Source organism: Glaciecola sp. KUL10, from assembly GCF_003203515.1.
Taxonomy (GTDB): Bacteria; Pseudomonadota; Gammaproteobacteria; order Enterobacterales; family Alteromonadaceae; genus Glaciecola.
In genome coordinates, this window is sequence record NZ_BGNG01000001.1 from 800,826 (window position 1) to 827,174 (window position 26,349).

Genomic DNA, 26,349 nt, shown 5'->3' on the forward strand with positions numbered 1-26,349 from the left:
TTAAATACGCGCAGCCAATCTTGTTCCTTGATCTATCGCCCGCTTTGCATCGAGCTCAGCCGCAACATCCGCTCCCCCAATCAAATGATTTGGCTTTTTAAGCGCTTTACTTAGTTCCATATTAGGCTCTTGACCTGCACAAATAACGATGTTGTCGACTTCTAAAAGTTTGTCTTCTGAGTTGACTCTAATATGTAAACCGTCATCATCGATTTTGAGATATTCGACGCCGTTTAACATCTTAACGCCTTTCATCATTAACCCTGCTCGGTGTGCCCACCCAGTTGTTTTACCTAATCCAGCCCCTACTTTTGTTGTCTTTCGCTGAAGCAGAAAAATTTCACGAGGTGATGGTTCAGGATCGGCTGCTATTCCTTCGACTCCCCCTCTTGATTGCAGTGTCATATCAATGCCCCATTCTTTCATGAAGGAGGGAATATCAGTACTTGTCGAGCGTTTTCCATGCGATAAGAACTCTGATGTATCAAAGCCAATTCCACCTGCGCCCAATACTGCAACCTTTTGTCCAACTGGCTTTTTATCTTTCAACACATCAATATAACTAAGTACTTTTTCGTGTTCTATGCCTTCGATATTTGGAGTCCTAGGCGTAATACCAGTAGCAATAATTACTTCGTCAAAGTCTGACATATTCAGCATTTCCGCATTAACTTTAGTATTTAGTTGTAAATCAACACCCAGTGCTTCAATTTGTACCGCAAAATACCGTATTGTTTCATAAAATTCTTCTTTACCTGGCACTTGTTTAGCGATATTGAACTGACCGCCAATTTCGTCGGCAGCATCAAATAAAGTAACCTTATGTCCACGCTGCGCAGCAGTGGTGGAAGCCGCAAGCCCCGCAGGTCCGGCCCCCACGACAGCGATTTTTTTAATCTTAGTAGCCGGTTCGATACTAAACTCAGTTTCATGACATGCTCTAGGATTCACTAGACAACTTGTCATCTTGCCTTCAAAAGCATGGTCTAAACAGGCTTGATTACAACCTATACATGTATTAATTGTTTCTGATTTACCTTGAGCCGCCTTATTTACAAACTCTGCATCTGCTAAAAATGGTCGCGCCATTGACACCATGTCGGCGTCCCCCCTAGCAAGCACCTCTTCAGCAACCTCTGGCGTATTTATTCTGTTAGACGTAATGACAGGAATATTCAAAGCCTGCCGAAACTTGGCGGTTACCCATGTAAATGCAGCTCTAGGTACTTTGGTAGCGATCGTTGGGATACGCGCTTCATGCCAACCAATGCCAGTATTGATAATGCTAGCACCTGCTTTTTCGATATTGAGGCCTAATTCGACCACCTCTTCATAAGTCGAACCACCTTCAACGAGGTCAAGCATAGATAAACGATAAATGATAATAAAATTACGGCCTACAGCTTCCCTAACTCGTCGAACTACTTCTATGGGTAATTTAATGCGATTCTGATACTCGCCGCCCCACTGATCTTTGCGTTGATTTGTCCGCTGTGCAATAAATTGATTTAAGAAATAGCCTTCAGAACCCATAATTTCTACGCCGTCATAACCTGCTCGTTGCGCTTGCAAAGCGGTATAAACAAAGTCATCAATTTGTTTTTCGATGCCGGCTTCATCAAGTTCTTTTGGCACAAATGGATTAATAGGAGCTTGAATTGGACTTGGCGCGACTAACTCCTTATTGTAAGCATACCTACCAGTATGCAAAATCTGCATACATATTTTACCGCCATGCTTATGTACCGCACTCGTTACTTCTTTGTGATGCTCTACCGCTTCATCAGAATCAAGGCGCTTAGTGATTGCATGAGTTGCCCCTTCATCATTCGGACCAATTCCTCCAGTAACGATCAGGCCAACACCACCTTTAGCGCGCTCAGCAAAAAACGCCGCCATGCGTTTATGACCATTAGGTGCCTCTTCCAGACCAGTGTGCATAGACCCCATCAATACTCTATTTCTTAACTGAGTGAAGCCTAAATTTAAGGGTTGAAAAAGATGTGGGAATGGATTCTTTACAGCGGTTGTCATTAAGTATTCCTTATAGAGCACGTACACGGCTTTACAAAAAAAAGTGTGAACGAACACCTTATAAATAAAACAAAAGCGACTGTTTATTCAACAATTCGCTTTGCGTGGTGCTATTATTCAAAAGGACTTTATAAAGCCCTTAATCAACGATGTTAGTGGGCATGTCTTGGCGCACTTCCTGCCAAATTTTACCACTCTCGATACCGTACTTACGCACGACAGCGATAACTCGATCGCTTTCTCCACTTTCGAGTACCAACAAAAGTTGTTTGTAGTAATCAGTGGCAACACTACGAGCGCTCTGGTGAGAGAAGAAGTAACCACCAATTCGTGCATAAATCCCTTTGAAACCGTTCATCATGAGCACATAAACTGGGTTATTTGAGGCAAACGCTAAGTCGTGATGCATTTGATAGTCATGTTGCGCAAAGGCTTTACCTTCTTGTTCGACGGTTTCGTAGCGCTTAATAATGTTTACACATTGGTCTGGGTTCTGCCTAAAGGCGGCACGCATGAAAACTGCGCTTAAGTTGGTGCGAGCAGATAATAGGTTGTCGACTAATTGAGGACGACCGTCCTGGTCAAGTCGGGCAAGGGTTTCTAATATGTTTAAACCACAAGTCTCCCAAAAGTTATTCACTTTAGTCGGCTTTCCGTGCTGAATAGTTAGCCATCCATCGCGCGCAAGCCTTTGTAAAACTTCTCTAAGAGTTGTGCGGGTCACGCCGATTAGCTCAGAAAGCTCGCGCTCTGCAGGAAGTATTGTGCCAGGAGGAAACCGCCCACTCCAAATGGATTCAACAATATATTCCTCGGCAAACCCAGCTGGGCTTTGTGACTTATAAATCATGCATTACTCAAAGCGTTATAACAAAATATTAACTCATTGTACCAGATGAAAAAAACAAGGGAAGTAATATTCTTATTCATGACCGATTCGGCCACACACAAATCAGTTGAGATAGCGAATAGAATTGGATTTGGGACGCAAATCTTCAAGGTAATTTGAAGGGCACTTGCATACTTATGTCACTACTCGTAAAAACTAACAATAACAGGACTTAACCAAAAAGCGCTATGCTACTTCAACTATGTCGATTGCCTGCAAAGTTAAGTAATTATTGCATTGCATCAACTATCCATTCAGCCAATGCTTTTACTCGTTGAAGTCTAAATTTGCTTGGTGGGTATACGAGATGGCAAGGACTCTTACTTTGATTCCAAGGTTTGAGCACAGCCACTAGCTCGCCAGATTCGAGACTGTCTTTAACGTATATAGACGGCAGACGCGAAAACCCCAAACCGGCCTTACAAGCAGCCATCATCACATGCCCATTGGCGCTGGTTAGGCAACTGTCTACTTTTAGCTCGTATTCCTCACGCATTTTCGGTGAATTGGGATCGGCTTTGACAAACTGCCACTTTGAAATACTGCCTGAAATGGTTTGGTGATTGACGAGCTGATTTGGATGAGAGGGACAACCATATTTTTTTAAGTACTCTGGGCTTGCAACCAAAGTAGGCGTATACCAACACAAGTGCCTTGCTATTAGACTCGAGTCATCTAACTCGCCCATTCTGATAGCAAGGTCGTAGCGACTTGCAATCAAGTCTCGATGGTCTGAACTAAAATCTAGGTTAACCTTAATGTTGGGATGCATCTTCATAAATTGGATCACGGCCGGCGCTATGTATTGCTCGCCAATCACTCCACCTACCGAAGTTAGGTTTATTTCGCCGCGAAGTAAATTCTTCGTCTCAAGTAAATTGAGCTCAGCATTGTTAATTATTTTTATCGCTAGTTGACACTCCTTCAGAAATCCCTCACCAACAGCGCTCAAGGTTAGCTGACGTGTCGTACGCAAGAATAATTGGATCTGGTAGTACTGCTCTAATTTTTTAATTTGTTGACTTAAATGCGCTTTAGAACAGCCCAGTTGTTCAGCTGCCATCGTCAAACTTTTATTTTCAGCAACAGCGATAAATGATGCGATATGTTTGAGCATGTCTGTTTTCATATATAAACAGTCTTTTTATTTGTATGCATTGATAAACAATAACACAGCCTCTAGAGTTTCGTTAATACAATTCATTAGGACGCTTATATGCAAAACAAACAGTCTTTATCCTCATCATACGACCACAAAATCCCCCACCGACCACTAGGCAAAAGTGGCTATTTAGTGTCGGAAATTGGTTTGGGGTGCTGGCAACTCGGTGGCGATTTTGGTCCGGTAAGTAAGCAACAGGTAAACACTATCTTAAACGCCGCAGACGAATCGGGTGTTAGTTTTTGGGATACTGCAGATGTTTATGGCAGCGGACAAAGTGAGCAATGGATTGGCGATTGGTGCAAATCGAACGCAAAGCAAAGAATTATAGGTACCAAATTTGGACGCAATGATAGTTTATACCCCAACGGCTATACTCCAGAAAACATTCGTAAAAGTATTGAAGGCTCATTGGAGCGCTTGCAACTATCGAGTATTCCACTTATTCAATTGCATTGTATTCCGGAAGAAATGCTTAACGACGACATTCTTTGGCATTGCCTTGACGACTTAACGCGTGAAGGGCTAGTGGACAATGTTGCCGCAAGTGTTGAAACTATCGAACAAGCGCATACTTGCCTTGGCATTCCGGCCATTACTTCACTGCAGATAATCTTAAATATTTTTAGACAAGATGCTTGTGAAACTCTCCTAGCTGCGGCAAAAGATGCTGATGTTGGCATACTCGCGCGCCTCCCCTTAGCAAGCGGCTTGTTGAGCGGAAAAATGAATAAAAACACTGTATTTTCAAATAGTGATCATCGTAATTACAATCGTGATGGCAATGCCTTTAGCGTAGGCGAAACATTCTCAGGTTTACCCTATGCTAAGGGGTTAGAATTAGTTGAGTTAATACGCGAACTGGTGCCCGATGGGATGTCAATGTCTCAGTTTGCCTTGCGCTGGTGTTTGGATCAACATGGTGTTTCCAGTGTATTGGCGGGTGCTTCTTCACCAGAGCAAGTAAGAGATAATGCAGCAGCAAGTACAAATCCGCCGTTGCCGCAATCTACGCACCAAGCGCTTGCGGATTTATACATACAAAAAATAAGACCATATATTAGAGGCAAGATTTAATTTACGCCACGTTAATCTAAAGAACACACAGGAAGCAAAATGAGCGAGATTAAAAATAAATGGGCATTTGTCACGGGTGCAAGTCGAGGTATAGGCCAGCAAATAGCAATTGGCCTAGCATCAAAAGGCGTCAACTTGGTACTGCACTCTAGCGCGGTAGCAAACCAAGAAAAAACGTTGGCACTATTGAACAATTTCGATATCAACATTCGACAGGTGGCTTGTGATTTAAGTCAGCCAGATGCAATTAGCCAATGCATAGAGCAAGCTGAAAAAGTAAGTGGTGGTATAGACATAATTTATAATAACGCAGCCATAATGACTCAGTTTATCGATTTATATAACGTTCCAGTCGAAGATTATCATATAAGCTTCCAAATAAATGTGTTGGCCGTTATCCAAATTTGCAATTATTTTTCGCAGCATATGAAGACCCGTGGTTACGGTCGTATCATAAATGTCACATCGGGGATCAAAGATACGCCAAATCTAGACGCCTACAGCATTACAAAAGCGGCTCTGGACAAGTACACTAGAGACTTAGCAGTGAAACTAGCAAATACTGGCGTTTTGGCAAATCTACTTGATCCAGGATGGTGTCGCACAGATTTAGGCGGCCCAGATGCGATGAACGATGTAAGGTCGGTACTGCCTGGTGCACTAGTTCCTGCGATGTTAGGCAAACAAGGCGACGAAGAGCCTCGGGGAATGCTATTTGCTGCGCAAGATTACAGCGGTATAAGTTGGTAATTTATGACAGCGACTCAAACAATATTTGCAACTGAAATGAACGAAGTTCTGTTTAAGCTTTTTTGTAAATATGAATTTAGCAATAACAAAGCACAAACTCTTGCAGAAGTTCATACTGAGAACACATTGCGCGGGGTACATTCACACGGAATAAACAGAGTTCCGTTTTTTATACAATGCGTAAAAAATGGGGTTGTTAAGACTGACTCTGAAGCTACTTTAACAGAGCAATTTGGGAGTATTGAGCGCTGGGATGGTAATCAAGGCTCTGGCGTATTGAACGCAATTCGGTGTAGTAAACAGGCCATACAACTCGCTCAGACAAATGGAATTGGCATAATAGCATTGCGCAATACAAATCATTGGATGAGAGCTGGATATTATGGCTGGTTAGCTGCTGAAAACGACTGCATAGCTATCATGTTTACTAATACCCAACCTAATATGCCTGCATGGGGCGGCATAGAAAATAGGATCGGCAATAACCCGTTTATGATTTCTATTCCACGTAGATGTGGTAGCCATGTAGTGCTTGATATGGCCCTTTCTCAATTTTCTTTTGGCAAGATACAAGAGCATGCATTAAGAGATATTAAATTGCCCCATCCCGGTGGGTGGAATAGCAATGGAGAACTTAGCTCAGACCCAGAGAGTATACTAAAAACCGAGAGCGGTTTACCAATTGGATATTGGAAAGGATCAGCATTTTCGATGGTGCTTGATATGCTAGCAACTCTTTTGGCAGCTGGGCAGTCAACCTACCGAATCAGCCAAGAAAAATACGAAACCAACATTTCTCAAGTGTTTCTGTGCATCGACACCAAGCAATTTCATGATGCTTCTCTTAAAGATCGTCTTCTCAATGAAATCATAAACTACTCAAATAGCGCCCCCCCCAAAACGAATGGAAGCAAGGTGGTTTATCCAGGGGAAACCTCGTTGCGAAAGAGACGTGAGAGCCTTAAAAATGGAATGGAGGTTAATTCGACTGTTTGGCAGCAAATAAAAGCGCAATAGTCGGTAATTTTGGAGACTAGATTTATGATGTTATCCCAACTAGTAAATTCAAAAACTTACATGACTTAATAACTCACAAAGCATAGAATACAAGAAGAAGTTAGAACTTAGGGAAGTCAATTTGCTACTCGTTAAACTAAATAAATGGTCACAAAATAAGTCCCCATGGCTTGTCTTGTTCTTATCTTCATTAGCACTTGTCGCATGTGCGCTATATTTTCAACATGGATTAGGTCATGCGCCTTGTGTCATGTGTATTTATCAACGCAGTGCAATGGTTGTGATAGTGCTTTCTGCTTTATTACCGCTTTTAATGCCAAATTCATTAGTACGCCTGATTGCATACTTGGGATGGGGGGCAGCAAGCATATGGGGATGGCTATTGGCAAGCGAACACTTAAGTATCTTGAACTCGCCTAATCCATTTTTTACACCTTGCCCTATCGTACCAAACTTCCCCCTACCACTATACGACTGGGTACCTTCTATTTTCGGTGCGCCAGGTGATTGCCTAGATCAGAGTTGGCAGTTTTTAGGATTAGGAATGCCGGCTTGGATGCAAATCATCTTTGCAATTTATGCATTAACTTGGGCTTTTGTAGTAATGTTGAAGCTAACTTATCGCAAATTTAAGCCTAACCATTGAGGCTAGCGCTGGCTTTATTCAATCGATATCATTTTCAGGCCAAGTGACCACATAATCTTCGAATTCATCGTACAAGATATCGTGCTCATTCACAGTGCGCCCTCGCACACTTATGCGCGACTCGTGCATTTTCGCTTTTTTACCTTTGTTGAGCAAAGGATGCCAAGATGCTAATCCACGCCCCTCATGCAAGCGTCTGTAACTGCAAGATTTCGGCATGTAGAAAATGGACTCTAAATTCTCTTTAGTAAGAGTGACGCAATCCGGTACGAGAGTGCTTCTCTTTTCATAAGATGTGCATGCACAGGTTTTTGTGTGCAACAAATGGCAAGCAATATTGGTGAATAGTATTTCTTCGCCTTCTCGGAGTACGTCCGTAGGTGCAAAGTCATCCTCCTCATTGACACTTTGGTCATCTATAAACTTATGTAGACAACATTTGGCACAGCCGTCACAAATTGATTCCCATTGTTCTTTGCTCATATCAGCCAGTGGTGTGTCCAACCAATACTGTGATTTTATAAGGTCCTTACTGTAGAGTGATTTACTCATGCTGCAACAACACGTGTATCTATTTCGATGTAACCCGATAAAGTTGCCTTAATGACGTCCCCAACGTGCAACGGCCCAACGCCTTTTGGAGTCCCCGTCAGCACAACATCACCGGCTTCAAGTGTAAAAAATTGAGACATATCTGCAATCAATTCAAAAACGGTTCGAATCATCAATCGACTATCTCCCACTTGTCTTTGTTGACTATTTACATACAACGAGAATTCGAAATATGGCAATTCTTTCAGTTCATTCCATGGTCGGAACTCACTCAAAGGACACGAACCATCAAAGGCCTTAGCACGCTCCCAAGGGTGCCCCATTTCTTTTAATTTTTCTTGCTCTTCTCTAAGCGTTAAATCTAGCCCCAACCCAACCCCTGCAATACTTTCACTCACCTCTTCTGGCGTTACTTTTGTTAACGTCTTAGCTACTAAAAAAGCCAATTCGAGTTCGTTATGACATGCACCTTTATCTTGAGGGATAACGATGTCGTTGCTCATATCACGTATAGCAGTGCTCGGTTTAATAAAATAGATGGCTTGCGAAGGTATTTCATTACCCAACTCTTTAATATGGTCTAGGTAATTTCTTCCGACACATACCACCTTACCAACCGGTAATTCAGTCCCTTCGTGATTATCTGAAAATCGATGTTGATACTTAGTTGAATTTAACATCGGGGGTTTCACTCAATCCTAAATCTTTTCGGTGTTTAGCTAGTAAATCTTCTGGCTTAGGTGGCAATTGCAAGTAAAAGCCTTGTTGAACAAGTATTTCTTGAAGCTCGATTGACGGCTTACCAGCAACCTTTGGCTTTTTATTTAACGCTAACAACGTCACGAAGATAGGTTGTCCAAAGGTTTCCATTAGTGCCTTTGGAATATCTTCAAAGTAATCTTTTTTAGGAATGTAAAGATAAGTATCAGCTTTTTTTGAAGACTTATAAATCGCGCAAAGCATGATATCGTCCTGTGTCATTGTTAAATAATGTGCGTAGCTTTGGCGTAAACAAACTTGCTCTCCACCCGCTAATAATATCAGGTTTCAGCTTCATTTTTTCAGTTTCGTCTATTTCGAACCAACACCATTTTAACCACTGATTGAGTTGCTTTTTAGATGCTAAATGCTCTATTGGAATGTCATTGGCTTTAGAAACTTCTTGGCAGAGTTGCTTCAAATCCGAAAGCGCTTTTTTATACTCTCTAAAGTCTATCAATCGCTTAATTTTAAGCGGGCACTCGCTTTCGTCTGCTTGGCTTGCTCTAGAGACTAGTTGAAGGAGATGGTCACCGTGCTGCCTAATATCTCGCGGCAGAAAGCCATCAATTGCACTTAATTGTGCAACGTGACTGGGCAACTTCATTGCAATTGAAACCATAACTTGTTCTTTTAACACAAAGTTAATAGCGATGTCCTTTTCTCGTGCACGTTGTAAACGCCATTCAGCAAGCAGTTTAAGCGCTAATCGAGATTTAGGACTTAATTTCCACGCATTAGCGATGTTCAAGTAAGCATATTCAGGCGGCAAGGTATGTGTTTTTTTCTGTCCGATACACGCTACTTCTGATAAAACAATCTCCGTCATACCTTTGCTTTCAATTTGTTCGGAAAGCTGATGATAAGCCGGCAGTAAGTAATAAACATCAGCTGCTGCATATCGCAATTGTTCTGTAGACAGCGGTCGCGCAATCCAATCGGTCCTAGATTCTCCCTTGTCCAAAACAACATTTTGCAATTTTTCGATTAGGTTTGCATAGCCAATGCTAGGACCTATCTGCAGAAGACCCGCTGCGATTTGTGTATCAAAAATAGGACTGGGAATAAGACCCAAATTAGCCCTAAATGCTTCTAGATCCTCTGAACAAGAATGAAGTACTTTGAGGACCTTAGTGTCAGCCAATATTGCATTTAAAGGTGAAAGGTCGTTGATTTCAACCGTATCAATCAATCCAAGATGTTCACCATCATATACCTGAACAAGGCCAAGTTTTGGTAACAGTGTTCGCGTTCTAACAAACTCAGTATCGACCGCTAACACCTTTGCTTCTGAAATTTTAGCGCAATACTCATGCAATGCGTCTTTAGTATTAATGAGATCGTATTGCATTAGTCTCTTAATTCTCGACGCAGAATTTTACCCACGTTTGTCTTGGGCAATTCATCCCTAAATTCTATAAATTTAGGGACCTTGTAGCCTGTTAGCAACTCTTTGCAATGTTTAGTTATTTCTGAGGCACTTACTTGTGGGTCTTTTTTGACAACAAACAACTTAACAACCTCTCCAGACACTTCATGAGGAACGCCGATTGCAGCCGCTTCAAGTACTCCTTCATGCATAGCGGCGACCTCCTCTATTTCATTTGGAAATACATTAAATCCAGACACTAGAATCATATCTTTCTTGCGATCAACGATATAAAAATATCCCTCTTCATCCATTTTGGCTATATCGCCGGTCGCTAGCCAACCGTCTTTAAGAATTTCATCTGTCGCCTCAGGTCGATTAAGGTAGCCCAGCATTACCTGTGGTCCCTGAACATACATTTCTCCTGCTTCACCTAGCGCAACTTCTTTACCATCTTCGTCTAAAAGTTTTATATCTGTTGAGGGCAGCGGTAAGCCAATCGCACCGCGGTATTCTTTTATGTTCGTCGGGTTAACGGTCACAACTGGTGAGCACTCAGTCAATCCATACCCTTCCAATAGAACTGTTTGAGTCACCCGTTCCCAACGCTCCGCAACCGGTCTTTGCACCGCCATTCCACCACCTAAACCAAATTTGAATTGACTAAAATCTAATTCAGCAAAGCCAGGTGTATTTAACAGGCCATTGAAAAGCGTATTAACGCCGGTTATCACAGCAAAGGGGTATTTACCTAACTCACTAACAAACGCCTTCATATCACGAGGGTTCGTAATCATCAAATTCGGACAACCATACTTTAAAAATGTGAGGCAATTACTGGTAAGTGCAAAAATGTGATACAGCGGTAAAGCAGTAACCACCATATCTTTACCAGGTTCAACAGCATTCTCTAAAATCCCTGAAACTTGTTCTAAATTGGCGACCATATTGCGATGAGTAAGCATGGCACCTTTTGACACCCCCGTGGTTCCGCCTGTGTATTGTAAAAAAGCGATATCGCTTCCTTTTAAGTCAGGACGGGAGTATGACTGGCCTTCTCCCTTTTGCAGTGCTTTAGAGAATCTTTTAGCGTTAGGTAAATCAAAACTTGGCACTAACTTTTTTATGTACTTAACAACAAAGTTCACAATCCACTTTTTAGGTGCCGGGAGCATATCGCCTAAAGACGTCAGCAACACCTCCTGAACCGGTGTTTTATCAATTATCTCGGCTAGTGTGCAGGCGAAATTTTCAACAATGACAATAACTTTAACATTGGCATCTTTTAATTGATGCTCAAGTTCCCTAGGAGTGTAAAGTGGATTCACATTTACGACCGTTAAACCTGCTCGTAATACCCCGAATAATGCAACAGGATACTGAAGTAAATTCGGCATCATTATCGCAACAGCATCCCCCTTTTTGAGGCCTTGATTCTGCAAATAAGCAGCAAACTGCATTGACAACACGTCCAAGTCTTCGAAACTTAGTTCATGGCCCATGTTAATAAAAGCTGTTTTGGAGGCGTATTTAGCAATAGCATCTTCAAATACATCAACTAAAGAGGCGACACGGTCGGGGTTAATTTCGGGCTGAATTGATGCGTCGTATTGGTTTAACCAAACTTTTTCCACGTACTTAACTTCCTAATTTGAGTGCTGGCCATTAATCAACGTTTCTAACAGAACAAAACGACGCTGTACGGCATAGCCAATTACTTAATACCCTCAATACTAAAGGATGATTGATAAATTAAAAAGCTTTGAATAATTCGGGTACTTAAATGAGTTCGATTATTGTTGTAAAAACGCACGAATATGGTCTGCAACTGCTTTAGGGCTGTCCATATGCACGTGATGCCCACCTGAGGTTACCTTCATTTTGAGTGCTTTGTAGTGTGATTTTCGCTTATCGTAATTTCGTCTAACCTTTTCGAAGCCTTTATCCCCTAACAACAGTAAAGACGGGGCTTCAATATGTTCTATGATGTTCAAGGCTTGGGGCTCGGTAAGTCGAATAGATGATTTGGTTCGCAGACGATGGTCTGTTCTCCACACTATTTCGGAATTATCTTTTGAATACTCAATATTTCTTTGCAAAATAATGCGCGCATTTTGTTCATTTAAGTCACTGACTTTCATTCGACTGGCGGTGATTTGTTCGAGCGACTTTGGTTGCTTAACCACTGAAGATGCAGATTTAACACGACTAATAATCGACTCTCGTAGTTGTTGAACGCTTGTATCTTCTGGCTCGGTTAATGGCCCTGCGGTTTCGATGCATACAAAGCGATTTACTTTTTCAGGAAAACAAGCACAAAACATCGCGCCAATGATGCCGCCTAACGAATGACCTATCAGGTTGATCTTATCCCACTTTTGTTCAGTGACAAATTGATAGACATCTTGCACATAGTCAACAAGATTGTAATCGCTCGATATTGGGCGATGGCTAGATTTTCCATGCCCTTGCAAGTCAATTGCGACTAGATTAAAAGCATCTAGATAATCAAAAAGGGGAAGAAAGCTTGCGGCGTTATCTAACCAACCGTGAAGCATCAAAGTGACTATCTGATTGTCGTGCTCATCAAGTGGCTTTGTGTTTTGTCTGTTACAAATTGCGGCTACTTGTTTATTAGAGAGTTCATAGACATGTTCTTTGATCATAAATTTTTTCTTAGCCTGACTTGTTTTCTATTTATCGTTCATTAAAAAAGCCCATAGATTATGGGCCTTTTGGGGTTAAGTAGTCGCACTTGAATTAGCGATTGTCTTTTATCGAGTCAATCTTACTTTGCACTTCTGTACTTCTTTGACCTGTTGAACGTGTATTGTCCGCTAGGCGATCGCTTCTAGAGCTTGTTGTAAACTGACCTGACCTTGTATCTTTTAAAGTGATACGACGAGTATCTGAATACAAACCGCGCAAGTGCAAAGGTGGATGACGGTAATGTGTGAAATAGTGAGAGCCCCAACCCAAACCAAAACGATTGAAGTAGAATGGCGACACCTCTACTTCCTGAACTTTTTTCCACATGTGGTAACCCTCGGCTGCCACAACAGGGTATAAATATTCCTGCTCACCAATCAAATCGCTTTTAGGTTCCGATAACTCACCGACTACAGTGATGAGTCTGCCCTTTTCAAACACCAATGGATCAACGAATCCTTTGACTTTTACTTTGAAGCGCCCCTCACTATTTTTGGAGTTCATGGGTTTGCCATAGTGATTGGTCGGATAGTGCAAAATTTCGATTTCGGAATAGTCTTTTAGATTATCCACTGAGACGATTTCACCGCCCCACCTTGCAATCTTTCCAGAGTCCACCGCTTCAGTGCCAATGACTTGGTCAAATTCAACGAGTTCGCCTATATTTTCAGTAGAAATAGTATCTGGTGTGATTGAACAACCTGCTAAACCAAACGCAAGCAGCCCGATTAATAGCTTTGCAGATGCTAGCTTTTTAAGTTTCATAATAAGTACCGCCCTTTTTTAAATCCCTTAAGGTTAACTACGATATAACATCCCTGTGCTAAAACGATACTCTTAAAAGCCTGACAGGTCAAAGGTGTTTGGCGATACTAAAAATAATTTAATACTTAAGCGTAAACATCGACGCCCATCATTTGACTGAGCGCTTCTTTTTTACTTTCATTTTCAAGAGAGGCGTAGGCCGCTACCTGTTTTTCAGCAAATTGAGCATTAAACCTAAAATGCTCTGCATCTCGTTCGAACTCATCTGAACGAGCAACCGCTTCTGGAGACGGCATTTTAACAATTTGCTGACCAGTAGGTGAACTTGAATGTTCAATCGTTAGCGCTTTGCTTTCGGGGGTGACGCGTTCACTTGCTTTATTTTTTTCTGGCTGGTGCGGAATAAACGCGACACCGTTACCAATATTATTAGTGACGTCCATTAAAATTCTCTATTACTCTTTGTTTGGTAATTTCTTCCAAGTCACTTTGTCTCGTAAATAGGTCGGCTGTATTTCTTCAGCTTTGACAGTTTGTGCAGACAAATATGCTTGTTTTGCTAATTTCAACATGGCTTTAGCATTGGGGTATAAAACCTCAATGCTTGAGCTAAAGTGTAGATCACTTGCGTACGCTTGCCAACCCGTACCTGCAAAAGTGTATTGTTCACCTTGAGCATGCTCGCTTTCAAACTTCTCAAATGCTTCATTAGGAGGTAATACCGCTTCTTCTTGTCTCGCTTCAACCAAACCGTTAACGGCCACATAGTCACCAAAGTAAACTTCCTGCATGCGCGCATCAATTAGCACTCGAACATGCGCAACACCTGTTTTTTCGTAAGCTTCTTGAGCCATCGCTGCCAAGGTGGAAATCTGCAAAACAGGCAGTTCAGCACCAAACGCCAGCCCCTGCGCGATACCGGTTGCAATGCGAACACCTGTGAAACTGCCAGGTCCGCGCCCATAAGCAATAGCGTCTAATTCTTTTAGTTTGATATCCTGTTTTTTTAACAGATCATCAATCATCGGCAAAATACGCTGGCTGTGCTGTTGAGGGCATATTTCAAAAGTTGAAAATGCTTCTTCGCCTTTTAATAAGGCGACTGAGCACGCTTCTGTTGCCGTATCGATAGCAAGTATGTTCATTTGTTTCTCTTGTAATGTTTGTTTAATCTATTGAGCTTAAAAAGTCACACGCTTGTTGAATAGAACGGGTGCGCTTCATATTGGGTAAGCTACCAATAAAACTTTGTCCATATTGTTTTGTCACTAAACGGTTGTCGCAAATCACAAGTACGCCGCGATCATTCCCGTCTCGAATAAGACGCCCCGCGCCTTGTTTAAGCGTAATCACTGCTTGCGGAATTTGAATTTCCGAAAACGCATTGCCCCCCTTTTTTCTACAATCTTCTATGCGAGCTTGCAAAAGAGGATCATCGGGCGATGAAAAAGGCAGTTTATCAATTAATACACACAACAAATCATCGCCTTTGACATCAACGCCTTCCCAAAAGGCACCAGTCGCAAATAACACCGCTGATTGATCACTTAAAAACGTGTCTAACAGTGCCTGTTTAGTCGTATCGCCCTGAATCAACACTTGAGTATCAATTTCCTCTTTAACCTGATTGGCGATATCACGCATCATCGCATGGCTGGTAAACAGCATAAATGCCCTGCCCTTACTTGCATCAATCAACTGCAAGCAGATTGATAAGAGATGAGATCTGATGCTTCTATCGTTAGGTTCAGGTAGGAATCGAGGAACACACAACATGGCTTGTTGCTGATAATCAAACGGACTGTCTAATAAAAGTGTACTGGCGTTATTAAGCCCCATCTGGCTCTGATAATGCGAAAAATCAGATTCAACCATTAAGGTCGCTGAAGTAAACACCCAAGCCGAGTCTTGTTGGTCCATAATTGCTGAAAATTTATCGGCAATCGACAAGGGAGTTAAGTGCAAAATAATGTGCTTGGGAGTGGTTTCATACCACAAACTGACGTTTTCACGAGTGACGTCCGATACAGCGTCCATTGCACTGAGAATCTCGCTCAAACGCTCAATCATTAGATCCAAGTCTTTATCTCGTCCCTCATGCACTTTGGCAACTTCTTGTACTTGTTCAACATTCTCACGAATTGAGGTCATGGCTTCGGCGATTTTTGGGTCCTCTAACTTTTGTGCCCAATTACCTCGTTTGGGATCATAGGGAAATAGCAAGCGTAAATCGGCAATAATACGTTGCGTCTTTTCAGCAACCAAACTTAACTGGGCGGCATCTTTGAGCACACTCTTTTGAATCGCAATCATGTCGCGCAAAAGGTCATTTAATTGTCGACTAGAAACACTTTCGCCAAAGTATTCACTGGCAATGTCTGGCACCTGATGCGCTTCATCAAAGATAACAAGGTCAACCTCAGGGATTAACTCGCCAAATCCAGTGTCTTTTAATGCTAAATCAGCAAAGAACAAATGGTGGTTAACTACAATCACATCAGCTTCCATGGCTTTTTTTCGCGCCAAGACTAAAAAGCAGTCATCATAATGAGTGCAATCTTTACCTAAACAGTTATCTACCGTAGAGGTAACAACCGGAATCACTTGCGAATCCTCTTTAATGCTAGTCAACTCACCGATATCGCCCGAATTTGTAGTCGTTACCCACTTTTTAACCAAGCTAAAATCGTGCAGGACTTCTTTTTCAAAAAGCTGATTGCCTCCACCGTGTTGCGCAATACGATGCAAACAAGCGTAGTTTGCGCGGCCTTTTAGCAAAGCAGTTTTCTTTGATTTATCGATTGCTTTTTTAACTAGTGGCAGGTCGCGATGAAAGAGCTGCTCCTGCAGGTTTTTAGTGCCCGTAGAAACTATAAATCGTCGTTTTGAAAGCAAGGCAGGTGCAAGGTAGGCAAACGTTTTACCGGTTCCGGTACCCGCTTCGACCACTAAGGCAGACTTTGTTTTGATAGCGTCAACTACCGCTTCAGCCATATCAGTTTGCGCCTGGCGGGGCGTAAACCCAGAAATAACTTCAGCAAGCGGCCCTTGCTCGGAAAAAAAATATGAAATTTCAGACATGGCCGCCATTCTAAAGTAAATGTGATAATTGTTGAAAGGTATTTAGAAGCTTAACCCTATAAAGAGTTAAGCTTCATTATTTCTCATATGAGAAAGGTCATAATTCAAACAACGACTATCTGAATAACACCTTTTCTTGTTTGAACCAGTAAATACAAAATCCAATAAGCGCGACCGCGATAAGTGTTGTTGAGGCAAAAATAGCAAACAGTTGCATGTAATCCATCGTGCCTTTAATCAACTCTTTAATCGCTAACGCGACATTGGTGAGCGGTATCCAAGCATATATTCCCTTGAGTTGAATGCCCGGCATCATTGCAATTAAAACAGGCACGATCACTATAAACACCAAAGGTTGCATATAGCCTTGGGCTTCTTTAAATGAGCGTGCATAAATTGAGAGACTCAATAATGTCGATGCCAAAATAGCCACAACAGGTACTAACATTAAGAACATCAGAATAAAGTCAATCGCACCTATTGCCGCCATAAAGTTTGCGACAGCTTCAACGCCTACTCCCTGACTTAATACTAGTCCCCAAATCGCCATACTCACGACCGTTATCAGTGCAGAGGTTACTCCAGCAAACGCGATAGTTAAAAACTTACCCATCACTAATTTGTTGCGCTCAATAGGCGAAATTAAAAGTGTTTCGAGAGTACCTCTTTCTTTTTCGCCCGCGCCCAAGTCACTTGCCGGTAGCATTGCGCCTTGTAGGCAAAGAATAAAAATGATGTATGGGAAGAATGCTCCAATTTTTTCGCCCCAGTTTTCTCTTTCGTCTGCGACGTTAACTTTTTCGATAACAATCGGCTCGAGCAAACCAACCTGTTGAGATTCGTTAACCTGCAATGCCATGAACGCACTTGCTTGATTAACTTCAGCAATTTCCTTGGTGATCTCAGTTAGGCGACGATTAACCATATTTAGGCCAGAGTCATTTAAAAACACGCGCAGTGTAATTTGCCCTGTCGATAGAATATCAGCCCCATAGTTATCAGGAATAACGAGCACAAAATCGACATTACCCGCTTTTACGTGCTCTTTAATGGCATTGTCATCAGCAAAACTAGTGCTCAATTCTACGCGCTCAAACTGCTCTATCTCTTCCATTTTTAACACTAAGTCAGGTGCGTATTCTGCGCCTATCACTGAATAGGAAATGGTCTTAGTTTCAACGTCTTTTATTGCTTGCGAACCTACATAAGCGGCGATACCAATTAGTAAAGGAAATACAACTATTGGCAAAGCAATCATGAAAAATAAACTCTTGCGGTCTCGCAATAATTCTTTCATTTCTTTAAAAAATACTAACCACATAATATGCTCCTTAAATGCTCACTGACTTAGCATCAATGCCCAGTGTGTTAATAAATGATTGATGAAGCGAACCATCTGCAAGGCCTTTAAATTCATCAAAAGAGCCATCAAACTTAGTCACGCCTTTGTCAATAACAGTGACCGCATCACATAATTCAGAGACTTCATCTAAGTGATGGGTAGAAAAAATCACGGGTACTTTTTTAGCTTTCAAGTCACGAATAAAGTCTAAAACGGTTTGAGTGGCCATAATATCTAGCCCAGTAGTAGGCTCATCGAGAATAACAACTTTGGGTGAGTGCACAACCGCTCGCGCAATGGATGCTTTTTGTTTCATCCCTGTTGAATAGGTTTCACTGCGTCTGTCTAAAAAAGTTTCCATGTCTAAACGTTGTGATAACTCGTCTATACGGCTATTGATTTCCGCTTCTTGCATGCCATTAAGCTGGCCGAAATAGGCAATATTTTCTCTTCCCGTCAAACGACCATATAAGCCCGTTGCGCCAGATAGAAAACCAATGGTTTTTCTTGCCAACAAGGGATCAGAAACGATGTCTACGCCGTCAATCTTGATACTTCCAGCGTCAGGTCTGAGTGCGGTTGAGAGCATTCTTAAGGTGGTCGTTTTGCCTGCTCCGTTGGGACCAAGTAAACCTAACACTTGCCCTTCGGCACATGAGAAACTAACTTCTTTAACGGAATGGAAAAAACGTCCATTCAACCTAGGATCTTTTTTATCTTGCTCACTGAGTTTCTTGGGGTTTTCGACTTTAAACTTCTTCGCCAAATTTGTAATTTCTATCATCGTTTATATCTTCCTTGTTGCCGTTTTTGACAGATAGGATTAAAGAGTATGTTAGATAGTCTTTGTAATCCACGAGTTATTACACTGTTTTCATTAAAATTGTGGAAAAAGTGTTTCAAATTACTACAAACTGTACTTTTTACTTGTGAATTGAAATGATAAGTCAAATACTATGAAACAATGGAAGGCAAGAAAATCAAAAAGAAGGAAACGCAATGAGCGAAGTAACAAACCCTATCCAAGCGTGTAACGATATATTTTTAAAACCCAATGGCGTGTTTAAAGCGATAAGCGAAAAAGACAATTGGTCTTGGTTGCCTTTTTTCATCGTTGTCGTGTTTGCAACCGTGCCAGGTTATTTATATTTTGGCATCGTTGATTTTGATTGGTTCCAAACGATGCAAATTCAACAATCGATGCCTGATGCAAGCCCTGCTGAGATTGAAAGCTATAAAGCTGCAAGTAGTGCCGACATGAACCAAATGATTGTGCTTATTTCGGGTATAATCGGGTTGATTATCGTGGCTGCAGTACAGGCGCTTTATCATACCTTGGTGACAAGAAACGATGAAAAAAGCATCCATAGCTTCTTAGATTGGTATGGCGCGCAATGGTGGATGTTCTTGCCTAGCGTACTAAGTGCCTTGGCGGCTTGTGTATTGATTTTACTGCTTGAACCAGGCGCCCAGCAGTCTGAAGCGATTTTAGCACCATTTTCCTTAGCTTATATTTTCGGTGTTGAAAAGACCTCTTCGTTCTTTTCATTAATGATGGGCATTCGATTAGAAAGCATTTGGAGTATCTATTTAGCCAGTGTTTGTATTAGTCAATGGACAAATTTTTCTAAGCAAAAATCAGTGATTGTCGCGGTAATCCCCACGCTAATTATTCTTGGCTTAACTGCAGCCTTCACGTTGTAAGCTACAGCAACCGAAATTAGAAAGACTGATTCAAGAACGACAATCATATGATTGTCGTTCTTTATTGTTCGTTTCTTTTTGTTGCCCAATAACTAAAGACCAATCAGCAAAAAAGTTGCTTGTTGTTCCCCTTTAAATTACTTCAATCATATTTAGCTTTTCGCTTCGGCATAAAATAATCAGTATTGGCGTAAAACTCAGCATCTTGACTCTCCGAATACCAAGTTGGGACACCTAAAATAGGCAGTGGGAAGAATGGTTTAGCCTTTTCAAACACTGAACTTTGTTGCAGATACTCTAAAACTAACGCGTCTAAATAGTGTTTATCTTTGCACTTATTAATCGTCTCGATAGACGCTACTTCTATTATCATGGCTTTACCTGTTAGGCCAATAAAGGGCTGGAGCAAGGATTCGTATATCGCATGTCCAAACATATATGGCATCGTATTTTCAAACCAACTAACACGAGGATTTAAAAATATGGCTTGCCAGTTTTGTTGTTCAAAAGCGTGTTTAAGCTCTTTATTGGTAGTTAAGACGATGACGCCACACTCGTCCAATAGCGTAATTTTGTTTCGAAGCTTTGTGCGTGGATGCACGCCGTGGGCTTTAATATCGACCATGTGCAAGTGATTAAGGTATGCTTTACACGTTGGAAAATCAGACCATATCAATGCATTAAAAAAGTCATGCCAACTGTCGTCTCGCGTCGGTATTTGTTTATCTTCAAATATGATTTGTTCGTAATATCTTGAATCGTCATCAAAATTTGATTGAGCAGACGGTAAGTATTCAGTTGTAAATTTCATTAACCGTATGATTTCTTTAGCGCTTAAGCAAAGACCTTGCTCAATATCTTTATTCGCCAAAGCAAATGACTCAAATACTGATTTTAACGGCTCGGTATTAATTGATCTGACCATTAAATCCTGATTCATCTTTGCGTTTTACCTCTATTGAATCTTAAACAAACCTTAAAGAGGCCGCATTTTACATGGCTTGTCATTGAACCACAATTCTCTATACTGTAGACGTGATTTGCGCACGGCTTTGAACGAGCTTGCTCGCGTACCCAATAGATAACGATAACAAAAATGAGGTATTTACATGAACGAACCACATCGTTCTTTTAAACGACTATTGCCGTTAAGCGCTGCCGCCTTAGTGCTTGCCGCTTGCTCTAACCCCGAAGTCAAAGAAGAAACAAGTGCAAGCAACTTCGAACAAGTGTATTCGCAGATTAGCAGCGAGACGCTAAAAGCGCATACAAAAGTCCTTGCATCAGATGAGTTTGAAGGGCGTTTACCCACCACCATTGGTGAAGAAAAAACATTAGATTACTTGACGACAGAATTGACAAAAGCAGGTTTTAAACCGGGGAATGGCGATAGCTTTTTTCAACAAGTTGACCTAATGCAAATTACCGCGGATGAAAACATGACCCTGAAAATGGGTGATAACGAATTTGCATACAAAGAAGACATGGTGGCAAGCTCAAAACGGGAACAAGCGAGCATATCTTTAACGGATTCACCTATCGTGTTCTTGGGCTATGGCGTTAATGCGCCTGAGTATGAATGGAATGATTACGAAGGCATTGATGTTAAAGGCAAAACAGTAATCGTCTTAGTTAATGATCCGGGTTTTGAAAACCAAAATACTGACTTGTTCCAAGGCGCAACAATGACTTACTACGGTCGTTGGAGCTATAAATATGAAGAAGCTAGTCGCCAGGGCGCAGAAGCGGTATTCATCGTTCACGAAACAGCCCCAGCTTCATATGGATGGTCTGTTGTTGCCAATAGCTGGAGCGGCCCCCAGTATGGTTTGGTATCGCCAGATCAAGGTGCATCCAGAGTTGCAGTTGAAGGTTGGATAAGCTTGGCGGCGGCTGAAAAAATATTCAGTGATGCGGGTATGAGTTTCCAAGAACATAAAGACTATGCGGCACAAGGCAGTTATTCGGTTGAAGTGCCATTGACTGCTTCAGTGACCGTTAATAACGAGATTGAAAAGTCTAAGAGTTATAACGTGTTTGCCACTTTGCCGGGATCTGAAAAACCAGATGAGCACATCATTTATACTGCTCATTGGGATCACTTAGGTAAAGACGAAAGCAAAGAAGGCGACCAGATTTACAATGGCGCGCATGACAATGCGACAGGCACCGCCGCAAGTCTTGTGATGGCTGAAGCATTTGCTAAATTAGACAAAACGCCCAAACGCTCAGTGAGCATGCTGATTGTTACTGCTGAAGAGCAAGGCTTACTTGGCTCAAAATACTACGCAGAAAACCCGATTATTGCCTTAGACAAGACCGTTGCCAACATCAATATGGATGCAATGAACGTTTTAGGTAGGACAAAAGATGTGTCTGTTATCGGTATGGGCAAGTCAGAGTTAGAAGACTACCTAAAAGTAGCTGCAGACAAACAAGGTCGCGTACTGACTCAAGAAGACAGACCTGAAGCCGGTTATTATTATCGTTCTGATCATTTTAGTTTTGCCAAACTAGGCGTACCTGCGTTGTATGCCAAAGGCGGCGCTGAGCCAATTGACGAAGAAACTGCCGCTTATCGCAAACGGACTAACGTCATCGTCACGGGCTGCTACCATCAAGTATGTGACCAGTTTAGAGAAAGTTGGGATTTTGGCGGCATTGAAGAAGACACACAGTTGCTCTTCCATGTTGGATATGACATCGCAAACAGCGAAACATGGCCACAATGGAATGCAAGTAGCGAATTTCAGCGCAAATAAATAGTAATTAAATAAGATATACTAAAAAGGCGCATTAAAATGCGCCTTTCTTTTAGAAAAGGCTTGCTTTTTATTCTCAAAATGGCACATTCATGGGGCAGGTTTTAGGGAAATAATTAAAAACAAAATAATAAGAAATGAGAGCGTAATCCGCAGTTCAATTCACCTACCTCACTTTAGTTTTTTGAGTGCTAATAAACCAAAAACTAATGGCAAGACGACATGAAAAACCAGTAACAGTCACCTACAAATAAAAAGGCGAATTATCCTATGTGTGGTATTTTCGGTATCTTAGATATCAAAACAGACGTATCGGAGCTACGTACCCAAGCTCTAGAACTTTCTAAGTTATTACGCCATCGCGGCCCTGACTGGTCGGGCATTTGGAATAATGATAACGCAATTCTATGTCACGAACGCCTTGCGATCGTTGACGTTGACACAGGTGCACAACCTTTGATCAGCGATAATGGAAATCAAGTTCTAGCGGTTAATGGTGAAATATACAACCACAAAGAACTCGCTAAAAACTTGTCGACAGAATACGGTTTTGCAACTAAGTCTGACTGCGAAGTTATTTTACCCTTGTATCAACAAAAAGGCGTGAACTTCATAGATGAACTTGAAGGCATGTTTGCCTTTGTCTTATATGACCAAGCAACAAACTCATACTTAATTGCACGTGACCACATTGGCATTATTCCGCTTTACACAGGCTTTGATGAGTTTGGTAATTTTTATGTCGCGTCTGAAATGAAAGCCTTAGTCCCAGTTTGTAAAACAGTTCAAGAGTTCCCGCCAGGACACTATCTGCATAGTTCAGATGGCAAGCTTGTAAAATACTACGAGCGCGACTGGATGTCTTACGATGCAGTTAAAGACAACGAAACCAGCCTTGAAGACTTAAAAGAAGCATTTGAAAAGGCCGTTAAATCTCATTTGATGTCTGACGTACCTTACGCAGTTTTATTGTCAGGTGGTCTAGATTCCTCTTTAGTTTCTGCTGTCGCTGCGCAATATGTCGCTAAACGCGTAGAAGACGAAGACCAAAGTGATGCTTGGTGGCCTCGCCTGCACTCTTTTGCTGTCGGTCTAGAAGGCGCGCCAGACTTGCTAGCCGCTAAAAAAGTAGCAGACATGATTGGCACAGTGCATCACGAAATTCACTTTACCATTCAAGAAGGTTTAGATGCGATAAGAGACGTGATTTATCATCTTGAGACCTTTGACACTACGACTATTCGTGCTGCCACGCCAATGTATTTGATGACGCGCAAAATCAAAGCAATGGGCATTAAAATGGTATTGTCTGGCGAAGGTTCAGATGAGATATTCGGCGGTTACTTGTACTTCCATAAAGCACCAAATGCTAAAGAGTTACACGAAGAAACCGTGCGTAAACTTGACCGACTTCATATGTTTGATTGTGCGAGAGCCAACAAAGCGACATCTGCTTGGGGTGTCGAAGCGCGCGTACCGTTCTTAGATAAGAATTTCATGGATGTGGCAATGCGCCTTAATCCTCAAGACAAAATGTGCGTTGACGGACGAATGGAAAAATGGATTCTTCGCAAAGCATTTGACGATGAAACATATCTACCGGCAGAAGTGTTATGGCGTCAAAAAGAACAGTTTGGCGACGGCGTAGGTTATTCGTGGATTGATTCAATCAGAGACTATGTTGATGCAAATGTCACTGATCAACAACTGGCCAATGCTGAATTTAGATTCCCGGTAAACACACCAGATACTAAAGAAGGTTACTTCTATCGCACTATTTTTGAAGACTACTTCCCACAAGAGAGTGCAGCCAAGTGTGTACCTGGTGGTAAGTCCATCGCGTGTAGTACTGTTGAAGCGTTAGAGTGGGATGCTAGCTTTAAAGAAGCAGCCGACCCATCAGGCCGCTCGATGGCAAGCGTGCATACCGGTGAATTTAAAGATTAAAACATTTTGAGTTTTATCGTGATAAATGGTCGCATACTGGATTGATGCGGCCTTTTTTTGCTCAATGTATTATATCGTCGCGTTATGATCGAGGTGTAAGCTCTAGGTAACTAACGTACTTTCATCAAGACACTTATTTTAAAGTGTCTAGGGTATTGGAAACTGGATCATACCAAAGGCGCTCATCAAAAATCGGGGTTTGAAACGGCAATAATGGGTTTTCAATTTGAAAAACACGCGCTTGTTCCAAGTCAAAATGCTTGATCATTTCTCCGTGATACTTTAAAAAAAGCTCATCGAAACTACCATCATCTATCGCTCTATTGAGTCCTGTTTCAATGACCTTAGCTAAGGTTTTGTTTCGTTTATTCACAAAAAAGTACATAGCACTTGGGTAGCGAATGACGAGTTTCGGTTTGAAGGCTAACCCTGAACCTTGTTGCTCAGCCGCGAGTTCTTGCAGAACTTCGATCACTGAGCGAGGAAAAAAGTCGACCTCGTTTCGTTTTACTAACTCATACCCTTCCAGCATATCCTGTGAAGTAGCAACATTAAACCCGCTTGCCTGGAGCACTTTAGTATCCGGCCAATCTATGCCTTGGACAGGAATAAATGACAATAGGTCAACAAAGTTTGTGATTTCTTGGCGATAAAAAGCTGAGTTTTTGGGAGTAACTAGCATACGCCAGCCAATGAGACCTTTAGCGATAGGCACGCGAATTGGCGTCATTTCTGCTTCACGTTGTCTGTCTGTCATACTCCAAACAACATTGATTTCAATGTTTTCTTTGAGCTTTCTTATTGCTTTGCTTTGCCTTAAATACCCCTCTGATGGAGTAATGACATATCGCACGTTAGTTTTACTTAGCGCTAATTCTAATAAATCACGTGGATAGTCCGCACGTTTATCTCCTTCAAATTCAGCCTTTGGATAAGTAATATGCCAAGTAGCTGCATATAAGGGAAAACTAACAATGATGATACTGACCAGCAAGACATATCTGAACATGGAAAATCCAATTATTGCGATAAAAAGCTATCAATGTTTAGTGTGAAGCTTACTCAACACCAATAAACTTGTGTGTTTGTAAAGATAAACGCCAATTGCGTGCTATGCAAACAGAAACTGCTAGATCGGTCGCTCGTTTTTGCTGACTAATCGGTTGTAAATATATCAAAGGGTGTGGTTGGTGAGTGTAACGGGTTAAAAGTTCATCCAGTTCGTCTACGTGTTTTTGCATAGCAATTGGATGTTTAATTTCGTTTGCTCTAAACAATACCTTGTCTAAGATTTCAAACTTCCCGGGCATATTTATTTTGGGAGAAAGCGTTACCCATGCGCTTTCATGACAGCGAGCTTCAAAGGTACCGCTGGTTTCTATTTGCGTACTAAACCCTTTTTCGTGAGCAAGGTTAGTAAGCTCATTCAAGTCGTACATACAAGGCTCGCCGCCCGTTATAACGATATGTTTTGCGGTATATCCACAATTATCAAACAGTCTAAACAATGCCTCGGCATCTGAAGCAAACCAATCTTGCGTCTCCTCATCCTGCTTCATTACTTCTTGTACAGACTTTTCATGAGCCAAGTCAATTGCCCATGTGTGCTGAGTATCACACCATGGGCATCCCACCGGGCACCCTTGCAGCCTTACAAATATCGAGGGAACACCGGTATAAGCGCCTTCACCTTGAACCGATTGAAAAACTTCATTTACTTTTAGTGCCTGCAATGCTGGACCTCTTTATAATAATTAACATTGGGATTTTAACAGGCTTGAGCT

25 protein-coding genes are annotated in these 26,349 nt (G+C 41.7%); 7 read left to right on the top strand and 18 right to left on the bottom strand.

The window, feature by feature from the left end; translation table 11 throughout:
- The 3 genes from KUL10_RS03560 to KUL10_RS03570 all read right to left on the bottom strand — a co-directional run bounded on the left by KUL10_RS03560 (position 1) and on the right by KUL10_RS03570 (position 4,052).
- A complete protein-coding gene (locus tag KUL10_RS03560; RefSeq protein WP_110427492.1) occupies positions 1-2,034 on the bottom strand; it encodes an NADPH-dependent 2,4-dienoyl-CoA reductase in 2,034 nt (677 codons plus the stop codon).
- A 139-nt stretch (positions 2,035-2,173) separates the two neighbouring features.
- A complete protein-coding gene (gene fadR / locus KUL10_RS03565; protein ID WP_110427493.1) occupies positions 2,174-2,884 on the bottom strand; it encodes a fatty acid metabolism transcriptional regulator FadR in 711 nt (236 codons plus the stop codon).
- A 268-nt stretch (positions 2,885-3,152) separates the two neighbouring features.
- A complete protein-coding gene (locus KUL10_RS03570; protein ID WP_110427494.1) occupies positions 3,153-4,052 on the bottom strand; it encodes a LysR family transcriptional regulator in 900 nt (299 codons plus the stop codon).
- Positions 4,053-4,139: 87 nt separating this feature from the next.
- Between KUL10_RS03570 and KUL10_RS03575 the strand changes: the two genes are divergently transcribed.
- From KUL10_RS03575 to dsbB, 4 genes are all read left to right on the top strand, one after another.
- Entirely contained in the window at positions 4,140-5,162 is a 1,023-nt protein-coding gene (locus KUL10_RS03575; protein ID WP_233499681.1) for an aldo/keto reductase, read from the top strand.
- Between the two features lie 39 nt (positions 5,163-5,201).
- Positions 5,202-5,912, top strand: coding sequence for an SDR family oxidoreductase (locus KUL10_RS03580; RefSeq protein WP_110427495.1), 711 nt, complete (start codon positions 5,202-5,204; stop codon positions 5,910-5,912).
- 3 nt (positions 5,913-5,915) lie between these two features.
- Complete coding sequence (gene yiaK, locus KUL10_RS03585; protein WP_110427496.1) at positions 5,916-6,929, top strand: 3-dehydro-L-gulonate 2-dehydrogenase; 1,014 nt, start codon at positions 5,916-5,918, stop codon at positions 6,927-6,929.
- A 121-nt stretch (positions 6,930-7,050) separates the two neighbouring features.
- The gene (gene dsbB / locus KUL10_RS03590; protein WP_110427497.1) at positions 7,051-7,575 is read left to right on the top strand and encodes a disulfide bond formation protein DsbB; all 525 of its coding nucleotides are present in this window, start codon (positions 7,051-7,053) and stop codon (positions 7,573-7,575) included.
- 18 nt (positions 7,576-7,593) lie between these two features.
- On the opposite strand, the gene KUL10_RS03595 is transcribed toward dsbB, so the two are convergent.
- From KUL10_RS03595 to KUL10_RS03650, 12 genes are all read right to left on the bottom strand, one after another.
- A complete protein-coding gene (locus tag KUL10_RS03595; RefSeq protein WP_199509178.1) occupies positions 7,594-8,127 on the bottom strand; it encodes a YcgN family cysteine cluster protein in 534 nt (177 codons plus the stop codon).
- Positions 8,124-8,807, bottom strand: coding sequence for a fumarylacetoacetate hydrolase family protein (locus KUL10_RS03600; RefSeq protein ID WP_110427498.1), 684 nt, complete (start codon positions 8,805-8,807; stop codon positions 8,124-8,126). Before KUL10_RS03600 ends, KUL10_RS03595 begins: the two co-directional genes overlap by 4 nt.
- Positions 8,791-9,090 (bottom strand): YcgL domain-containing protein, encoded by a 300-nt coding sequence (locus tag KUL10_RS03605; protein ID WP_110427499.1) that lies wholly within the window; start codon positions 9,088-9,090, stop codon positions 8,791-8,793. The genes KUL10_RS03600 and KUL10_RS03605 overlap by 17 nt, the downstream gene beginning before the upstream one ends.
- Complete coding sequence (gene rnd, locus KUL10_RS03610; protein ID WP_110427500.1) at positions 9,071-10,237, bottom strand: ribonuclease D; 1,167 nt, start codon at positions 10,235-10,237, stop codon at positions 9,071-9,073. Before rnd ends, KUL10_RS03605 begins: the two co-directional genes overlap by 20 nt.
- Complete coding sequence (gene fadD / locus KUL10_RS03615) at positions 10,237-11,889, bottom strand: long-chain-fatty-acid--CoA ligase FadD (protein ID WP_110427501.1); 1,653 nt, start codon at positions 11,887-11,889, stop codon at positions 10,237-10,239. Before fadD ends, rnd begins: the two co-directional genes overlap by 1 nt.
- Before the next feature lie 159 nt (positions 11,890-12,048).
- Positions 12,049-12,921, bottom strand: a complete 873-nt coding sequence (locus KUL10_RS03620; protein WP_110427502.1) for an alpha/beta fold hydrolase — start codon at positions 12,919-12,921, stop codon at positions 12,049-12,051.
- A gap of 94 nt (positions 12,922-13,015) precedes the next feature.
- Entirely contained in the window at positions 13,016-13,729 is a 714-nt protein-coding gene (locus KUL10_RS03625; RefSeq protein WP_110427503.1) for a Slp family lipoprotein, read from the bottom strand.
- A gap of 125 nt (positions 13,730-13,854) precedes the next feature.
- Complete coding sequence (locus KUL10_RS03630; RefSeq protein ID WP_110427504.1) at positions 13,855-14,172, bottom strand: hypothetical protein; 318 nt, start codon at positions 14,170-14,172, stop codon at positions 13,855-13,857.
- Positions 14,173-14,184: 12 nt separating this feature from the next.
- The gene (gene tsaB, locus KUL10_RS03635) at positions 14,185-14,874 is read right to left on the bottom strand and encodes a tRNA (adenosine(37)-N6)-threonylcarbamoyltransferase complex dimerization subunit type 1 TsaB (protein ID WP_110427505.1); all 690 of its coding nucleotides are present in this window, start codon (positions 14,872-14,874) and stop codon (positions 14,185-14,187) included.
- 22 nt (positions 14,875-14,896) lie between these two features.
- Positions 14,897-16,810 (bottom strand): ATP-dependent DNA helicase, encoded by a 1,914-nt coding sequence (locus KUL10_RS03640; RefSeq protein WP_110427506.1) that lies wholly within the window; start codon positions 16,808-16,810, stop codon positions 14,897-14,899.
- Positions 16,811-16,925: 115 nt separating this feature from the next.
- Complete coding sequence (locus tag KUL10_RS03645) at positions 16,926-18,131, bottom strand: ABC transporter permease (RefSeq protein ID WP_110427507.1); 1,206 nt, start codon at positions 18,129-18,131, stop codon at positions 16,926-16,928.
- A gap of 10 nt (positions 18,132-18,141) precedes the next feature.
- Positions 18,142-18,936, bottom strand: a complete 795-nt coding sequence (locus KUL10_RS03650) for an ATP-binding cassette domain-containing protein (RefSeq protein ID WP_110427508.1) — start codon at positions 18,934-18,936, stop codon at positions 18,142-18,144.
- Positions 18,937-19,151: 215 nt separating this feature from the next.
- On the opposite strand from KUL10_RS03650, the gene KUL10_RS03655 reads away from it, so the two are divergent.
- Positions 19,152-19,856, top strand: a complete 705-nt coding sequence (locus KUL10_RS03655; RefSeq protein ID WP_110427509.1) for a YIP1 family protein — start codon at positions 19,152-19,154, stop codon at positions 19,854-19,856.
- Positions 19,857-19,998: 142 nt separating this feature from the next.
- Here KUL10_RS03655 and KUL10_RS03660 read toward each other — a convergent pair whose 3' ends face one another.
- Entirely contained in the window at positions 19,999-20,781 is a 783-nt protein-coding gene (locus KUL10_RS03660) for a DUF3025 domain-containing protein (protein WP_158525304.1), read from the bottom strand.
- 184 nt (positions 20,782-20,965) lie between these two features.
- Here KUL10_RS03660 and KUL10_RS03665 point away from each other — a divergent pair, with 184 nt between their 5' ends.
- On the top strand, positions 20,966-22,618 hold the full coding sequence (locus KUL10_RS03665) for a M28 family metallopeptidase (RefSeq protein ID WP_110427511.1): 1,653 nt from the start codon (positions 20,966-20,968) through the stop codon (positions 22,616-22,618).
- 270 nt (positions 22,619-22,888) lie between these two features.
- A complete protein-coding gene (asnB, locus tag KUL10_RS03670) occupies positions 22,889-24,565 on the top strand; it encodes an asparagine synthase B (protein WP_110427512.1) in 1,677 nt (558 codons plus the stop codon).
- A gap of 133 nt (positions 24,566-24,698) precedes the next feature.
- On the opposite strand, the gene KUL10_RS03675 is transcribed toward asnB, so the two are convergent.
- Together KUL10_RS03675 and queE are read right to left on the bottom strand one after the other, a co-directional pair.
- A complete protein-coding gene (locus tag KUL10_RS03675; protein ID WP_110427513.1) occupies positions 24,699-25,574 on the bottom strand; it encodes an amino acid ABC transporter substrate-binding protein in 876 nt (291 codons plus the stop codon).
- A gap of 49 nt (positions 25,575-25,623) precedes the next feature.
- The gene (gene queE, locus KUL10_RS03680) at positions 25,624-26,298 is read right to left on the bottom strand and encodes a 7-carboxy-7-deazaguanine synthase QueE (RefSeq protein ID WP_110427514.1); all 675 of its coding nucleotides are present in this window, start codon (positions 26,296-26,298) and stop codon (positions 25,624-25,626) included.
- Positions 26,299-26,349 lie beyond the last annotated feature (51 nt).

What these genes read in the sequence shown, in the direction of transcription:
- KUL10_RS03560 (WP_110427492.1), bottom strand. Translation starts at nt 2,034, where the DNA reads ATGACAACCGCTGTAAAGAATCCATTCCCACATCTTTTTCAACCCTTA.
- fadR (WP_110427493.1), bottom strand. Translation starts at nt 2,884, where the DNA reads ATGATTTATAAGTCACAAAGCCCAGCTGGGTTTGCCGAGGAATATATT.
- KUL10_RS03570 (WP_110427494.1), bottom strand. Translation starts at nt 4,052, where the DNA reads ATGAAAACAGACATGCTCAAACATATCGCATCATTTATCGCTGTTGCT.
- KUL10_RS03575 (WP_233499681.1), top strand. Translation starts at nt 4,140, where the DNA reads ATGCAAAACAAACAGTCTTTATCCTCATCATACGACCACAAAATCCCC.
- KUL10_RS03580 (WP_110427495.1), top strand. Translation starts at nt 5,202, where the DNA reads ATGAGCGAGATTAAAAATAAATGGGCATTTGTCACGGGTGCAAGTCGA.
- yiaK (WP_110427496.1), top strand. Translation starts at nt 5,916, where the DNA reads ATGACAGCGACTCAAACAATATTTGCAACTGAAATGAACGAAGTTCTG.
- KUL10_RS03595 (WP_199509178.1), bottom strand. Translation starts at nt 8,127, where the DNA reads ATGAGTAAATCACTCTACAGTAAGGACCTTATAAAATCACAGTATTGG.
- KUL10_RS03600 (WP_110427498.1), bottom strand. Translation starts at nt 8,807, where the DNA reads ATGTTAAATTCAACTAAGTATCAACATCGATTTTCAGATAATCACGAA.
- KUL10_RS03605 (WP_110427499.1), bottom strand. Translation starts at nt 9,090, where the DNA reads ATGCTTTGCGCGATTTATAAGTCTTCAAAAAAAGCTGATACTTATCTT.
- rnd (WP_110427500.1), bottom strand. Translation starts at nt 10,237, where the DNA reads ATGCAATACGATCTCATTAATACTAAAGACGCATTGCATGAGTATTGC.
- KUL10_RS03620 (WP_110427502.1), bottom strand. Translation starts at nt 12,921, where the DNA reads ATGATCAAAGAACATGTCTATGAACTCTCTAATAAACAAGTAGCCGCA.
- KUL10_RS03625 (WP_110427503.1), bottom strand. Translation starts at nt 13,729, where the DNA reads ATGAAACTTAAAAAGCTAGCATCTGCAAAGCTATTAATCGGGCTGCTT.
- KUL10_RS03630 (WP_110427504.1), bottom strand. Translation starts at nt 14,172, where the DNA reads ATGGACGTCACTAATAATATTGGTAACGGTGTCGCGTTTATTCCGCAC.
- tsaB (WP_110427505.1), bottom strand. Translation starts at nt 14,874, where the DNA reads ATGAACATACTTGCTATCGATACGGCAACAGAAGCGTGCTCAGTCGCC.
- KUL10_RS03640 (WP_110427506.1), bottom strand. Translation starts at nt 16,810, where the DNA reads ATGTCTGAAATTTCATATTTTTTTTCCGAGCAAGGGCCGCTTGCTGAA.
- KUL10_RS03645 (WP_110427507.1), bottom strand. Translation starts at nt 18,131, where the DNA reads ATGTGGTTAGTATTTTTTAAAGAAATGAAAGAATTATTGCGAGACCGC.
- KUL10_RS03650 (WP_110427508.1), bottom strand. Translation starts at nt 18,936, where the DNA reads ATGATAGAAATTACAAATTTGGCGAAGAAGTTTAAAGTCGAAAACCCC.
- KUL10_RS03655 (WP_110427509.1), top strand. Translation starts at nt 19,152, where the DNA reads ATGAGCGAAGTAACAAACCCTATCCAAGCGTGTAACGATATATTTTTA.
- KUL10_RS03660 (WP_158525304.1), bottom strand. Translation starts at nt 20,781, where the DNA reads ATGGTCAGATCAATTAATACCGAGCCGTTAAAATCAGTATTTGAGTCA.
- KUL10_RS03665 (WP_110427511.1), top strand. Translation starts at nt 20,966, where the DNA reads ATGAACGAACCACATCGTTCTTTTAAACGACTATTGCCGTTAAGCGCT.
- asnB (WP_110427512.1), top strand. Translation starts at nt 22,889, where the DNA reads ATGTGTGGTATTTTCGGTATCTTAGATATCAAAACAGACGTATCGGAG.
- KUL10_RS03675 (WP_110427513.1), bottom strand. Translation starts at nt 25,574, where the DNA reads ATGTTCAGATATGTCTTGCTGGTCAGTATCATCATTGTTAGTTTTCCC.